Genomic DNA, 13,862 nt, shown 5'->3' on the forward strand with positions numbered 1-13,862 from the left:
AGCGGAACAGTCCCATGCCCCTCTCTGACGGACCGGTCCGTCAGAGAATGGTGTGAGCCGACGACCGCCGCGCACCTCCTACGGCTATCTCGCCCCGCCCGGCGCGCGCGTCCGGGGCTGGGAGTGCAACCGCGGTTGCGCGGTCAGCGACGAGCCGGCGCCGCGGTCGTGGCCGTATCCGTGCCCGAACTGTGGCCGCCCGGCCGACGCCGCCTTCGAGGAGCCTTGGGCGCACGATGCCCGGGGACACTGGATCCGCCACAATCTGGACGATCCGGACTGTCGGCTGCGGGAGTACTTCGAGCTGGAGCAGCACGTCTGGGCGTACAAGGAGGCGCTCCGGCGTGACGATGGTCCGGCGGCGGACGCGGCCTGGGCGGCGTACCGCGGCGCCTCGCCGAGGATGCTGCCGATGCTGGAGCTTGCGGCCAAGCTGGACGACATCGACCGGGCCGTGCGCGAGATCATGGACCAGTACCCGCACGTCGACACCCGCGACATCGAGGGCGACCACGGCAAAGGGGTGATTGCGGCAAACTTCGTCAGCGCGTGCGCCGCCGTGCTCGTGCGTGAGTCCTCGATGGACCATCCGCGCGCGGACGAGGTCTACGCCGCGATGCGCGACGTCGCGAGCCGCGCCGACGGCGTGCTGGTGTACTACCACCACCGCGACATGCAGCGCGCCGCCGAGGTCCGGGACCTCCACCACGCCCGGGTCAACCTGGCGCAGACCCGGCGGTCGTCCATGTTGGACGGGTTGCCCCGGGTCGGGCCGGCGAGCATCGACGACGCCATCGAGGCCGCCGAGATCCACGGTGACCTCGGCCCGCTCGACGAGCTGCTTGACCGGCTGGACCGTGACGGGCTCGTGCACCTGGTCCGGGCCCGGCGTCATATCGTCACCGGCGACCTGTCGGCGGCCGTGCGGGAGCTCGGGCTGAGCCTGATGGACCGGTCCGCCGGCCGGCTGCGGCCGCAGACCCTCGCCACGCTCGGGCTGGTGTGGGCCCGGCTCGATCCGGCGGCTCTCGACCGCGGCATCGAGCTGTGCCGGTCGGGTCGGCGGGCCGGCCGGCGCTGGTGGCGGCGCACGACGGCGGCCGACGGCGCCCTGGCCCGGCTGCTGCTGGAGCGGGCGCTGCACCCCGCAACGCCGCCCGCGCAGCGGACCGCCGACGTGCGCGAGGCGGTGCGGCTCACCCGCCGTATCGGCCGGGCGCCCGGCCCCGACCAGCGGCTGCTGCGCCAGGAGGCCCTCGGCGCGCGCGACGGGCTCACCGGGCGAGGCCCGGTCGAGCGCCGCCATCGCACGTGGCGGTCGGCCGTGGAGGCGCCCCGGAGCACCGCCGGGAAGGCCCGGCTGGCGGTGGCGTGGGCCGAATGGGCCGTCGGCAGCGGCAACCCTGACTTCGCCGCCGAGGCCTACCAGCGCCTCGTCGCGCTGGCCGCCCAGGACGCCGTGACGCGCACCGGCGCCGAGGCGAAGGAGCGGGTGATCGCGGCGGCGCAGGAGTATGCGGAGGAGGCCGGCTACTGGCTGGGCCGCGCGGGCCGGTACCGGGACGCGGTCGTCGCGCTGGAGACGGGGCGCGCCGTCGGCCTGACCGAGGCCCTCGCCGCGGCGGCCGGATCGGACCCGCCGGTCACCGAGGTGCGCTACGACGACATCACCGCCGAGACGGGCGACGGGGCCATCGTGTACGTGGCCGCCGCGCGGGCCGGCGGCTGCGCGTTCGTCGTCGCCGCGAAGCACGCCCCGCAGTACATCGACCTCCCGCGCCTCGACCGCGCCACCGTCGCCGCCCTGGCCGCCGACCTCCTGCCCGGGACCGCCGGCGCCCGGGAGGTCGAGCCGATCGGGCCCCCGCGGGCGGACGCGATGGTGACCGCGCTGCGCAGCCTGTTCGACGGCGGCCTGGACCGGGTCGCCACCATGGCCGGTGGCCGCATCGTGACCCTGGTCCCGGTCGGCCTGCTCACCCTCCTGCCCATCCACGCGGCCGGCGCCCCGGGGGACGAGTGGTTCGTGTGGCACCACGTCGGGCGGCAGTTCGCGGTGCGGTACGCCCCGAACGCCCGCGCCCTGCGCCGCTGCCGCGACACGGCCCGCGACCTTGCCACCCGGGACGACACGCTGCTCGCGGTCGACGCGCCGGGCGGCCCCGGCGTCGCCCCGGGCGGCTACCTGCACCACGTGGCCCGGGAAACGGCCGAGGTGACGCGCCGGTGGACGGGCCGCCCGGCCCAGCCCCTCCATGCCTGCACGTGGGCGGAGTTTCAGGCCGCGGCCGACGACCACACCGTGTGGCACCTCGCCTGCCACGGCGCCGCCCGCCCGGAGTCCATCATGGACACCCGGCTGTACTTCGCCGACCGCCACGTCACCCTGGAGGACCTGCGCCGCACGCTGCGCCCGGCCCGCCGCCGCCTGGCGGTGCTGTCGGCCTGCCAGACGAACGTCTCCGGCTCGGCCACGCCGAACGAGGTGGTCGGCCTGCCGTCGGCCCTCATCGAGCTCGGCTTCGCGGGCGTGATCGCCACCGCCTGGTCGGTCGACGACCTCGCCACCACCTACCTGATGACCGCCTTCTACCAGCGGTGGTGCGGCGAGGGCGCGGAGCCGGCCGTGGCCCTGAACCGCGCCCAGCAGTGGCTGCGCACCGCAACCCGGGCCGACCTACGCGCCCTGCTGCCCGACGTCGAACCCGTCGGCGCCGCGGAACGCCCGTACATCGACCCTCGCTACTGGGCGGCCTTCGCCTACACCGGCGCCTGAGCCGGAAGGATGACCCCATGCCGGGTGGCGGTGTGCCATCGTCGGCATCGATGGACAACCTGGCGAGCCTCTTTGATCCCGGATACAGCGCGGCGGATCTGTTCACCGATCGCGTGGGCGAGAGCCAGGCGCTGGCGGACGCCCTGCTGCGGCACGTCGAGCACCTGACCGGCGGCACGGCCACGCTGGCGACGAGTGAGCGGCACAACGTGCTCGTGTACTACGGCATCGGCGGCGTCGGCAAGACCGAGCTGTCGCGACGGCTCGAACGCCACGACCAGATCGCCGACGATGCGCACGCCCGCCTCGACGTCCTCGAGCTCGTCGCGTGGGTCGCCGCCGAGCAGCGGCTGCGCGTACCGTGGCTCCTCAACGCCCTGACCGATCTGCCCAGCCTGACCCGGACGGCGGAACGGATTCCGGAGGCGCCCGACGGAACGTGGATGTGGCATGTCCGGCGGATGTTCGATACCTGGCGTGGGGACGGCTCCGCCGCGCGCCGGGCTCACCTCGAGCGGCTGCTGGAGACGGAGCTTCCCGATGACGTACGCCGGGCCGCGACCCGCCGGCTCGCGTACAACCTCCGGACGGATCATCAGTCGGCCCGACAAGTTTCTCGCGGAGAACCCGATCGGCGACCCGACGTCGGTGCAGCGGCTCGCGGCCGACCGTGCGTTCGACCGGGGCGACGTGGTCACCGGCTACGAGGGCCCGGCCGCTCGCGCCGCCGCTCTGCGGGCCACGGGACGCTTCCGGACCGCGCTGGAGAACGACGTCGTCGCGCTCTGGCGCGGGGCGCTCGCCGGGCAGGTGACGGCCGGCCGCTGCGACGAGGCGATCGCCGAGCTCGACCGGCCGGCCCGGCGGTCGCGGATCAGCGCAAGATCGTCGTCCCGGGCGTCGAGCGCATCCCCAGTGGGGGAGCTGATGCCGTTCGGGACGAAGATCGAGCGCTGCCGCAGCCATGCGCAGTGCCGGCCCGCCGGTCAGGTGGTGAGCTCGTCGAAGGAGCGCACCACCTCGCCGAGCAGCGGGGACGGGATCGCCGTGGCCGCCGTCGAGGGCAGCGGGCGGCCGTCGCGGCGGGCCACGTGGAAGACGTGGCGCTCGCCGGGGAGCAGCGTGACGAGCGCGTCGTCGACCACCAGGCCCGCCGGGGGCGTGTCCAGGGCGGCGGCCAGGCGGTCGGCGAACACGCACACGTCGCGCAGGATCGTGGCCGCCGTGACGCCCACGTGCAGGCGGCCGTCCAGCACGGCCAGGTCGACGCGGCGCTGGGGCGGCGGGGGCGTGCGGTCGCGGTCCGGGCGGTACACCCACGTCGCCCGTGACCAGTCCGCGTCCACGACGAGGAGCTCGGCCGCCGGGTCCTCGGGGCGGCCGACCTCGGGGCCGACCGCGAGGCGGGTCACCGCGCCGGGCGGGCACTCGGGCCGCAGGCGGGCCCGGGCCAGCTCGCGGCCGTCGGGGCCGACCCGGCGGACGAGCACGTCCGGGCGCCACGCGGTGACGCCGTCGTTGACGAGGACGAGCACGAGGCCGTCGGGGCCGGTCGGGTCGTGGGTCGGGCCGGGGGCCGCCGGCTGGATCGTGGCCAGCCGCGGGGCGAACGCGCGGCGCAGTGAGTGCCACAGCGGCTTCTCGATGCCCGCGACGTCCACCGCCGACCAGCTGATCGCCGGCCAGCAGTCGTTGAGCTGCCACACGACGACGCCGCCGCACCGCTCGCGGGAGCGCAGCCACTCGACGCCGGCGGCGACCGCGCGGGCCTGGACGACCTGGGTGGCGAAGTGCCAGTCGGGGCCGTCGGCCGGGGTGGGGACGTGCGGCTGCAGGCCGCGGGTGAGCTTGTGCATGCCGTCGATGGCCCGCAGGTGGTGGCGGGTCAGCGGGGAGGCGGGGCCGGGGGTCTCGCCGTCCAGCACCCGCTCCAGCGTGGTCCACGCGGCCGGGCCGCACCAGCCCATCTCGGCGACGAACGACGGGTCGTGGTCGCGGTAGTGGACGTAGTCGGCCTCGTTCCAGGCGTCCCACAGGTGGCTCGGGCCGTGGGTGTCGGCCACCGGGTCGCGTTCGAGGGAGCCCGACCACGGGGAGTTCGGCACGTACGGGCGGGTCGGGTCGAGCCGGGCCAGCACCTTCGGCAGGACGTCGAGATAGAACCCGGCGCCCCAGGCGCGCTCGCCGATCTGGTCGGCCCAGCCCCAGTGCCGGCGGCCCAGCACGGTCTCGTTGCCGCCGCACCACAGCACCAGGCTGGGGTGGGCCGACATGCGGGCCACGGCCTGCTCGGCCTCGGCGGTGACGAGCGCGGTCATCTCCTCGTCCTCGCAGTAGGCGGCGCAGGCGAAGAGGAAGTCGTGCCACACCATGATGCCGCGCTCGTCGCACGCGTCGAGGAAGGCCTCGGTGACGAAGTGGCCGCCGCCCCATACGCGCAGCAGGTTGGCGTTGCCGGCCAGGGCCTGGTCGATGCGGGCCGCGACCCGCTCGGGCGTCGCGCGGCTGGACAGGGTGTCGTCGGGGATCCAGTTGTACCCCCGCACGCGCACCGGCCGCCCGTTGACCACGATCGCCCAGCGGGTGCCGAGCGCGTCCGGCGACTCGTCGAGCTCGACGCTGCGCAGGCCGATGCGCGCGCTCGCGGCGTCGAGGAGCGTGCCGTCGTGCTCCAGCTCCACCTGCAGCCCGTACCGCGGCTGCCCGCCCAGCCCGACCGGCCACCACAGCTGCGGCTCGACGACGAGCAGCGTGATCGCCGCCTCGCCGTCCTCGATCAGGCTCGTGCCGCTCGCCGCGGGCAGGCCCGCGGGGTCGAGCAGTTCGGCGCGCACGCGGGCGCCGGGCGGGGCGTCGACGCGCACGTGCGCGGTGATCCGGGCGGTGCCGCGGGCGTCCAGGCGCACGAGGGGCCGGACGTGTTCGATGCGGCCGGTGTACGTCTCGAGGCGGATGTCCCGCCAGATCCCGGCGGTCACGAAGTGCGGGCCCCAGTCCCAGCCGAAGTTCGCGGCGGCCTTGCGCACGTGCGCGTACGGCTCGTCGTAGGGGCTCGGCAGCGGGCCGTGGGCGCGCTCGTGCTCGCGGGCGGCGTCCCAGGCCGAGGCGAAGCGGACCTCGATCACGTTGCCGCCGGGGCGCAGGGCGTCGTCGACGTTCCAGCGGTACACCAGGTGCTGGTCCTTGCCCGCCCCGACCGGCCGCCCGTTGACGTACACCTCGGCGAACGTGTCGAGCCCGTCGCAGACGAGGTCGGTGCGCGCGCCGGGCGCCGGCGACCAGTGGACGTGGCGGCGGTACGTCCAGCGGGAGCGGCCCACCCACAGCTGCCCCTCCTCGCCCCAGCCGGCGTCGGGGTCGGCGATGAGGCCGGCGGCCAGCAGCGCGGCGTGCACCTCGCCGGGCACCTGCGCGGGGACGACCGCGTCGCGCACCGCGCCGGGGACGCCGGCCGGGCCGCCGGACCAGGTGAGCTCCCAGGCGCCGCCGAGGTCGTGGCGGGTCAGCGCGGCCGTCGTGGCCTGCGTGGTCAGTGTCATCCCTTGACCGCCCCTGCGGTGAGGGCCTCCTGCATGCGGCGGCTCGACAGCGAGTACGCGACATAGACCGGAAGCAGCGTGAGCACGGTGCCGGCGGTGAGCACGCCGAAGTTGGTGGCGTCGGAGACGAGCGTCGGCAGGGCGACCTGGACGGTGCGCACGTCCGGCCCCGTGCCGGTGATGGTGAGCGAGAACAGGTACTCGTTCCAGAAGGTCAGCAGCTGCAGGATCGTCACGCTCACCAGGCCCGGCATCGCGATCGGGATGAACACGCTGAACAGCAGCCGCCAGTGCCCGGCGCCGTCCAGCGCGGCCGACTCGACGAGCGCCCGCGGTACCGTGCGCATGAACTGGGTCAGCAGCAGCACCGACAGCGGCAGCGCGCTGGCCGGCAGGAACAGCATCTGGAACTCGCGGGTGTAGAACAGGTCCATCCGGATCGCCAGGATCACCGTGGGGATCAGCGCGGCGAACGGCGGGACGAGGAAGCCGGCCGAGAAGGCGCCGGTGACGGCCCGGGCGAGCCGGTTGTCGGAGCGGGCCAGGGCGTAGGCCGCCGGCACGGCGAGCACGAGCGTCAGCACGATCGCGACGGCCGAGATGAGCAGCGAGTTGAGCAGCGCCTGGCCGAGTCCGGCGGTGCGCCAGGCGGTGGCGAAGTTGCCCCACAGCCAGTGCGCCGGCGGCGCGAACGGCCGCGTGAAGATCTCGACGTTGGTCTTGAGGGCGCTGACGGCGAGGTAGTACAGCGGCAGCGCGAGCAGCAGCGCGTACAGCCACGACAGGACGGTCGCCAGCGACCCTCCCTGTTTTTGTGCGGTCATCGGGTGTTCTCCATTGAGCTGCGCAGCAGCGCGCGGATGAGGAGCATGCCGGCGACGCCGAGGACGAGCAGCACCACGCCGACCACCTGGCTGTAGCCGAGGTCGCGCTGGGCGAACGCCTTGGCGTACACCAGGTAGGACAGGGTCGTCGAGGACGTGCCGGGCCCGCCCTTGGTCAGCAGCAGGATGAGGGCGGCGGAGGTGAACAGCGTCCAGAGGTACTGCAGCATCGTCAGCGTCCGCACGTAGTCCTTGACCATCGGGAACGCGATCTGCCAGATGATGCGCAGGCGCCCGGCGCCGTCGATGCGGGCCGCCTCGACCACGTCGGCGGGCAGGCTGGCCAGCCGGGCGGCGAACAGCACCGCGGTCCAGCCCACGCCGCGCCACAGGTCGATGGCGATGAGGCTGGGCAGGGCGGTGGCCGGGTCGGCGAGCCAGGGCGTGACCAGCGAGTCGAGGCCGATCGCGCGCAGCGCGCCGTTGACGCCGCCGTCCGGGGACAGCACGCCGTAGAAGATCATGCCGGTGACGGAGATCGAGATGAGGCCGGGGGAGAAGTACAGGATCGACAGGATGCGGTACCCGCGCGGCTTGGTGCTGAGGTGGTACCCGAGCATGAACGCGAGCGGGATCATGACCGGGATGACGACGGCGACCTGCACCGCGCTGTTGCGCAGGGCGTCGTAGAACGCCGGGTCGTCCAGCACGTGCGCGATGTTCTCGGTGCCGACGTACGACGGCTCGTACAGCAGCCCCTTCCACCGCAGCGTGGCGATGACGAACATCGCGGCGAGCGGGCCGACGGAGAACACGGCGAACCACACCAGGGACGGGACGGTGAGCCACAGGACGCCTTGTTTCCGCCGTTTCCTGGGCGCGGCGGCGTGCAGCGCGGCGGCGCGCGGCAGGACGCTGGTCGATGACATCGTTGCAGTTCCTTATGCCGTCGGCCGGGGGCCGTTGGTGCGGCCCCCGGCCGTGCCTGGTCAGCCCTTGGTTGCGGTGTCGAGGCCGGCGCAGACCTGCTGCGGCGTCGACTTGCCGTAGGCCCCGGTGAGGACCTGGATGATGCGGTCGGAGGCGGAGCCGATCCACACGTCCGGCAGCACCGCGTAGTCGACGCTGTTGTCCAGGCCGAGCGACTGCGACAGCAGCGGGTTGGTCGCGTAGGAGCCGAAGTCGCCGGTGGTCGGCGGCAGGATGCCCGAGTCCTTGACGAAGTCGCCCACCGCGGTGTCGGCGTAGAACTTCGTGACCAGCTTCTTGACGTTGTCGATGTGGCCCGCCTCGGCGCCCTTCTTGGTGATCATGAAGCCGACGCCGGTGAACCCGCGGTACGCCGTGGGCTTCTTGAACGTCGAGCCGCTGGGCACCGGGAAGCCGCCGAGCGTCGTCTTCTTGTCGATGCCGGTGCCGGCGGCCGTCGACTCGGTGTAGGCCCACGAGCCGGCCGGCATGATGGCCGCCTTGCCGCCGTAGTACGCCGCGTACATCCCGTCGGCGATGAGCCCGGCCGCGTTGTCGACGAAGACGCCGCCGTCGCGCAGCTGGGTGAACAGCTTGATGCCGTCCATGACGCTCGGCGTCGAGCAGTAGCCGCCCGACTGCATGACCTTCTTCATGGTCGCGGCGTCGGTGTACGACTGGGCGATCTGGTAGAAGAGCTTCTGCCCGGTCCAGTCGTTGCCGCCGACGGTGAGCGGCCCGATGCCCTTCGCGCGCAGCTTCTGCGCGGCGGCGACCAGCTCGTCGGTGGTCGCCGGGATCTTGTCGACGCCGGCCTGCTTGAGCAGGTCGGTGTTGTACCACAGCGGCCAGCTGAAGCCCGAGAACGGCAGGCCCTGCAGCTTGCCGCCGGCCGCTCCGCCGACGCGCCACTCGTCCAGGGCCGCGGGCTTGATCTTGCCCTCGAGCCCCCAGTCCTTGACGTACTGGTCGGCGGGAACGGTGACGCCGGCGTCGAGCCACCCGAGCGTCTTGTCGAACAGGTTGACGATGACGAGGTCGGGCGACTTGCCCGCGGCGACCGCGTTCTCGACCTGGTCGTCGATGGTCTCCAGCCCCTCGGTGACGTTCACCTTGATGCCGGTCTCGGCGGTGAACGCGTCGAAGACCCGCTTCTGCGCGGCGTTGGCGGAGTTGCCCGACGACCAGCGGGTGACGACGTCGATGGAGGTGGGGGCGGCGGCGGGATCGTCGGAGCCGCAGGCGACGAGTGCGGGTCCGAGCCCTAACGCGGCGACGGCGAACGCCGCGGCCGCGCGCACGGCCCGTGGCCTGGTGCGGTGGTCCATAGAGGAGTCCTTTACGTCTCGGGCAGGCGAATGCAGACGGCGCGCGTCGGGGTCGACGTCCGGCGCCGGAGGGGTGTTCGCCACACAGCGTCCCCGCCGCCCGGCCCGAAGTCAACAACAAAGATTTTTAATCTATGAAAGTGCTGCATGCCCTTGCCCGCTCAGGCTCGTAACGAGCGCGGAACCGGGCCGGCGGTGCGCTGCGGGCGAGGATGGGAGGTGCTCGGCCACACTGGGGTTCGTGCAGTACGTCGCCCGGGTGCCGGCTCCGCCGCTCGACCTCTTCATCGACGACGTCTACTGCCTCACCGGGGTGCCGCGGCACCGCCGGATGAACGTCCCGCCGATGCCGTCCGCGCACCTGTTCCTCAACCTCGGCGGGCCCGTCCGCCTTTGGGACTGCGACCCGTCGGTGCCGCCGGCCGTACTCACCGACGGGTGGTTCATGGGCGTCTGGACCCGGCGCTTCCTCTTCGAGTACCCGACGCCGGTGCGGCTCGTCGGCGTGCATTTCAAGCCGTGGGGCATCTCGCCGTTCGCCGACCTGCCGGCGACCGAGCTGCGCGACCGGTGGGTGCCGGTCGACGACGTCTGGCAGCGGTCCCTGGACCGGCTGCGCAACCAGGTCGGCGACCTCGCCTCGCCCGCCGACGCGCTGCGGGCCCTGGAGGGGGAGCTGCGTTCGCGGCTGGCCGAGGCGCCGTCGCGCGGTCTCGGCCTGGTCCAGCGCGTCGGTGGGCGCCTGGAGACGTTGCACGGCGCCGTCCCGGTCGGCGCGCTGGCCGACGCCGCCGGGGTGAGCGGCAACCACCTGGCCGCGCAGTTCAAGTCCCACGTCGGGGTGACCCCGAAGCTCGTGGCCCGGATCTACCGCTTCGCGCAGCTGATCGTGTCGGTGGACCCCCGGGGCCCGGTCGACTGGTCGCGGCTCGCGCAGACGGCCGGCTACTTCGACCAGGCCCACTTCAGCCGGGAGTTCAAGGACTTCACCGGGCACACCCCGACGGAATTCCTGGCCCTGCGGCGCCGGTTCCCGCCGGCGCCCGGCTTCCCGCCGGACAACGGCCCCATGCCCGCCGATTGATTTTCTACAAGCGTGCCCGCCCCGGTGCGGGCAGGATCGACGCCGTGAGCACGGTAATCATGCACAACGTGGTGTCGGTCGACGGTTTCATCGCCGACGACAACGACGGCGTCGGACCGCTGCACGACTGGTACTGCAACGGCGAGGTCCCGATCACCCCGGGCGTCGACCAGCAGTTCGACCATTCCGGCTCCGGCAGCCTCTTCAAGGTCTCGCGGGCCTCGGCGCCGTACGTCAGGGCGACCTGGGACCGCCTCGGCACGATCGTCATGGGGCGGCGCCTGTTCGACCTGGTGAACGGCTGGGAGGGGCGTCCGCCCGCGGGCGAGCACGTGGTCGTGGTGTCGCACCGGCCCAAGCCCGGCGGCTGGCACCCCGAGGCGTCGTACCACTTCGTCGACGACGTGAAGGCGGCGATCGACGGGGCCCGGCAGCTCGCCGGGGAGCGGGACGTCGCGGTGAACGCCGGCGACGTGGGCGGCCAGATCCTCGCGGCCGGGCTCGTGGACGAGGTGGCGATGGACGTGGTGCCGGTGGTGTTCGGGTCGGGCAAGCGCTACTTCGGCCGCATCGAGGGGCAGCACCTGCTGGACGATCCCCACGTGGTCATCCAGGGCGAAGGGGTGCTGCACCTGCGGTTCAAGGTGCGCCGGTAGCCGGCCGCCGGGGTCGGTCAGCGGCTGGAGCCGCGCACGATGAGCCTCGCCGGGGCCGCCCGCACGATGCCGGCCGGCACCCCGGACAGGGCGTCGGCGAGCCGGTGGCCGACCAGCTCGCCCAGCTCCTGCACGTCGTGGCTGACCGCGCTCAGCGGCGGGACCGCGAGCTGGCACAGCGCCGAGTCGTCCCACGCCACCAGCGACAGGTCGGCCGGCACGGCCAGGCCCAGGCGGCCGGCCTCGTGCAGCGCGCCGAGCGCCATGACGTCGTTGTCGAACACCAGGGCGGTCGGGCGCTGCTCGAGCGCGGCCAGGGCGGCCACCGCGCGCACCCCGGCCGCCTCCGAGTAGTCGCCGTCGAACGAGGTGGTGCGCGCCCCGTGCTCGGCGGCGGCCCACTCGAACGTGCGGCGGCGGATGATCGTGTGCGCCATCGGCGCCGGGCCGCCGACGTGGCCCAGGTGCGTGTGGCCGGCCGCGACCAGCTCGCCGACCACGTCGCGCATGGCGACCTCGTCCTGCGTCCACACCGTGGGCAGGCCGTCGGCGGTCTCCGGGTCGCCGATGACGACGCAGGGCAGGCCCAGGTCCTTCACGAGGGCGACGCGCTCGTCCCCGGGCAGCAGGTCGATGAGGATGACGCCCTGCACCTGGCCGTACTGCGCCCAGGCCCGCATCCGCTCCACCGCCTGCGCCATCGTCGCCACGACCTGCAGCAGCACCGGCACGCCGAGGGGGACCAGCACCCGCTCCATGCCGGCGATGAACTCGTGGAAGAACGGCTCGGCGCCGAGGACCTCCGCGTCGCGCACGAGGGCGAGCCCGACCGGCGTGCCCTGCTGCGGGGTCGCTGCCGCGGCCATTGGGTCCTCCTCGTGGTTTAACCTTCGTCCCCGTAACGTAGTCGTGCGACAGCGTACGGCGAGACGGAAGGGCGGTGGGCGTGGCGAGACGGGAGTCAGCGGCCGCGGGCCCCGGCAGCCGGGCGCTCATCGTGGACCTCATCCGCTCGTCGGGGCCGATCAGCCGGGTGGAGCTCGTCAACGCGACGGGCCTGACGCAGCCGACGATCTCCAACATCGTGCGCCGGCTCATCGACGACGGCGTGGTGCGCGAGACCGGCGACACGGTGGCCACCCGCGGCAAGCCGCGCTCGATGCTGGTCATCAACTCCCGCGCGGCGTACGGCGTCGGCATCCACGTCGGCGTCGACACCCTCACCTGCGTGGTCACCGACACGCGCGGCGGCACCGTCGGCCGCCAGCTCGTCGCCGGCCCGGCCGACGGGCGCCCCGAGAGCATGGCCGCCCACCTCGCCGCGCTGTACCACGACATCACCCGCGGCCTGGGCCTGCCGCCGCAGAGCGTGGCCGGCATGGCGGTCGTCGGCCCGGGCCCGGTCGACGTCGCCCGGGGCCGCTTCCTGGCGCTGCCGGAGGCCCTTCCCGACCCGCAACGGCGCGCGGCCGGCCTCGACCTGGCCCACGCCCTGACCGGCCGCCTGGGCGTCCCGGTCCTCGTCGACAGCGACGCCGCCGCGGCCGCCGTCGGCGAGTTCTGGGGCCGGCAGGTCTCGCGCGAGCGCACCTTCGGCTGCCTGTACATGAACTCGGGCATCGGCTCCGGCGTCGTCCTCGACGGCGCCCTGCACCGCGGCGCCAGCTCCAACGCCGGCAAGCTCGGCCACATCGCGGTCGTCCGCGACGGCGAGCGCTGCCACTGCGGCAACCGCGGCTGCCTGGAGCAGTACGCCGCCCCGCGGGTCCTGGTCGCCCGCGCCCGCGCCACCGGCGGCCTCGCCGACCGCCTCGGCATCCGCGCCGACGACCCGGACGCCCGCGCCTTCGACGTGCTGGCCCGCGCCGCCGTCTACGGCGACGAGGCCGCCCGCGCGCTGGTCGACGAGTCCGCGGCCCTGCTGGCCGAGGCCGCCCTGGCCCTGGCCAACCTGTGGGACATCGACCGGCTCGTGCTGGCCGGCCCGGGCTTCGCGGTGGCCGGCTCGATCTACGTCACCGAGATCCGCCGCCGCCTGGCCGAGCGCGCCTTCGCCCGCGAGGTCCACGACGTGCGCGTCGACCTGTCGAGCAACCCGCGGGACTCGGCCGCGATCGGCGGCGCCGCGCTGGTCCTGCAGGCCTCGGTCGCCCCCGGCCACGGCCCCGACGTCGCCGCTCGCCTCTGAGGCACGCCGGCCGGGGCGCGGCGTGACGCCGTGTCCCACAGCCACGGCGACTTCTCCCGGACGGTGTACGAGACCCTTTACGTCACGCCCAAGCTGCAGATCTGCGACGACCGTGGCCGCCTGCACGTGGCGGGCTACGTGCCGGCGTGGGACGACGTCATCCGCGAGATGCAGCGCTATCTCAGCCGCGAGGGGCTCATCGCCGCCTGGGAGGCCGACCACGGCGGCCGCGGCGCCCGGGATCGTTCGTGGCTCTGGCGCGATCGGCGGGAGGCGGGTAGCGTGCCGTTGATCGGCCGCCCGCCATGCGGTTGACGACGCTCTCGGATCATCATAGATTAATAATGTAACTTCTTCGGTACGCGATGGGGCCATTCGGCAGCCCCGGTGTGCCGTCAATTCCGCCGCGGTCGCCCGCCACCCCCGCCTGAAGCCTCGCCAGGCGGCGGGCGCCGCCGTGCCCGCTTCGACCGTGACCGGCGTTCACGGTGGGAATCC

The 13,862-nt window shown here is 73.8% G+C and carries 11 protein-coding genes; 5 read left to right on the forward strand and 6 right to left on the reverse strand.

Features of this window, described 5'->3' with window-relative positions; all coding sequences use genetic code 11:
- Positions 1–52: 52 nt before the first annotated feature.
- A complete protein-coding gene (locus tag ACQEVU_RS17210; protein ID WP_433324572.1) occupies positions 53–2,776 on the forward strand; it encodes a CHAT domain-containing protein in 2,724 nt (907 codons plus the stop codon).
- On the opposite strand, the gene ACQEVU_RS17215 is transcribed toward ACQEVU_RS17210, so the two are convergent.
- The 5 genes from ACQEVU_RS17215 to ACQEVU_RS17235 all read right to left on the reverse strand — a co-directional run bounded on the left by ACQEVU_RS17215 (position 2,761) and on the right by ACQEVU_RS17235 (position 9,436).
- Positions 2,761–3,372 carry a hypothetical protein gene (locus ACQEVU_RS17215; RefSeq protein ID WP_433324574.1) on the reverse strand — a complete coding sequence of 204 codons (612 nt, stop codon included), beginning with the start codon at positions 3,370–3,372 and terminating at the stop codon, positions 2,761–2,763. The two genes, ACQEVU_RS17210 and ACQEVU_RS17215, sit on opposite strands and share 16 nt — an antisense overlap.
- A 390-nt stretch (positions 3,373–3,762) precedes the next feature.
- Positions 3,763–6,315 (reverse strand): glycosyl hydrolase 2 galactose-binding domain-containing protein, encoded by a 2,553-nt coding sequence (locus tag ACQEVU_RS17220; RefSeq protein ID WP_433324576.1) that lies wholly within the window; start codon positions 6,313–6,315, stop codon positions 3,763–3,765.
- The gene (locus tag ACQEVU_RS17225) at positions 6,312–7,139 is read right to left on the reverse strand and encodes a carbohydrate ABC transporter permease (RefSeq protein ID WP_433324578.1); all 828 of its coding nucleotides are present in this window, start codon (positions 7,137–7,139) and stop codon (positions 6,312–6,314) included. The genes ACQEVU_RS17220 and ACQEVU_RS17225 overlap by 4 nt, the downstream gene beginning before the upstream one ends.
- Positions 7,136–8,068, reverse strand: coding sequence for a carbohydrate ABC transporter permease (locus ACQEVU_RS17230; protein WP_433324580.1), 933 nt, complete (start codon positions 8,066–8,068; stop codon positions 7,136–7,138). The genes ACQEVU_RS17225 and ACQEVU_RS17230 overlap by 4 nt, the downstream gene beginning before the upstream one ends.
- A gap of 60 nt (positions 8,069–8,128) precedes the next feature.
- The gene (locus ACQEVU_RS17235) at positions 8,129–9,436 is read right to left on the reverse strand and encodes an ABC transporter substrate-binding protein (protein ID WP_433324582.1); all 1,308 of its coding nucleotides are present in this window, start codon (positions 9,434–9,436) and stop codon (positions 8,129–8,131) included.
- 241 nt (positions 9,437–9,677) lie between these two features.
- Between ACQEVU_RS17235 and ACQEVU_RS17240 the strand changes: the two genes are divergently transcribed.
- Both ACQEVU_RS17240 and ACQEVU_RS17245 read left to right on the forward strand, forming a co-directional pair.
- Positions 9,678–10,520: an AraC family transcriptional regulator gene (locus tag ACQEVU_RS17240; protein ID WP_433324584.1), complete on the forward strand. Its 843-nt coding sequence runs from the start codon at positions 9,678–9,680 to the stop codon at positions 10,518–10,520.
- Positions 10,521–10,564: 44 nt separating this feature from the next.
- Positions 10,565–11,176 (forward strand): dihydrofolate reductase family protein, encoded by a 612-nt coding sequence (locus tag ACQEVU_RS17245; protein ID WP_433324586.1) that lies wholly within the window; start codon positions 10,565–10,567, stop codon positions 11,174–11,176.
- 17 nt (positions 11,177–11,193) lie between these two features.
- Here ACQEVU_RS17245 and ACQEVU_RS17250 read toward each other — a convergent pair whose 3' ends face one another.
- A complete protein-coding gene (locus tag ACQEVU_RS17250) occupies positions 11,194–12,042 on the reverse strand; it encodes a LacI family DNA-binding transcriptional regulator (RefSeq protein WP_433324588.1) in 849 nt (282 codons plus the stop codon).
- Between the two features lie 80 nt (positions 12,043–12,122).
- Between ACQEVU_RS17250 and ACQEVU_RS17255 the strand changes: the two genes are divergently transcribed.
- Both ACQEVU_RS17255 and ACQEVU_RS17260 read left to right on the forward strand, forming a co-directional pair.
- A complete protein-coding gene (locus ACQEVU_RS17255; RefSeq protein ID WP_433324590.1) occupies positions 12,123–13,364 on the forward strand; it encodes an ROK family protein in 1,242 nt (413 codons plus the stop codon).
- A 30-nt stretch (positions 13,365–13,394) separates the two neighbouring features.
- Entirely contained in the window at positions 13,395–13,679 is a 285-nt protein-coding gene (locus ACQEVU_RS17260) for a hypothetical protein (protein WP_433324592.1), read from the forward strand.
- Positions 13,680–13,862 lie beyond the last annotated feature (183 nt).

It is taken from the genome of Dactylosporangium sp. CA-139066 (assembly GCF_050936175.1).
Classification (GTDB): Bacteria; Actinomycetota; Actinomycetes; order Mycobacteriales; family Micromonosporaceae; genus Dactylosporangium.

Coding starts and splice junctions, on each gene's coding strand:
- ACQEVU_RS17215 (WP_433324574.1), bottom strand. CDS start 3,372: ATGATCCGTCCGGAGGTTGTACGCGAGCCGGCGGGTCGCGGCCCGGCG.
- ACQEVU_RS17220 (WP_433324576.1), bottom strand. CDS start 6,315: ATGACACTGACCACGCAGGCCACGACGGCCGCGCTGACCCGCCACGAC.
- ACQEVU_RS17225 (WP_433324578.1), bottom strand. CDS start 7,139: ATGACCGCACAAAAACAGGGAGGGTCGCTGGCGACCGTCCTGTCGTGG.
- ACQEVU_RS17230 (WP_433324580.1), bottom strand. CDS start 8,068: ATGTCATCGACCAGCGTCCTGCCGCGCGCCGCCGCGCTGCACGCCGCC.
- ACQEVU_RS17235 (WP_433324582.1), bottom strand. CDS start 9,436: ATGGACCACCGCACCAGGCCACGGGCCGTGCGCGCGGCCGCGGCGTTC.
- ACQEVU_RS17250 (WP_433324588.1), bottom strand. CDS start 12,042: ATGGCCGCGGCAGCGACCCCGCAGCAGGGCACGCCGGTCGGGCTCGCC.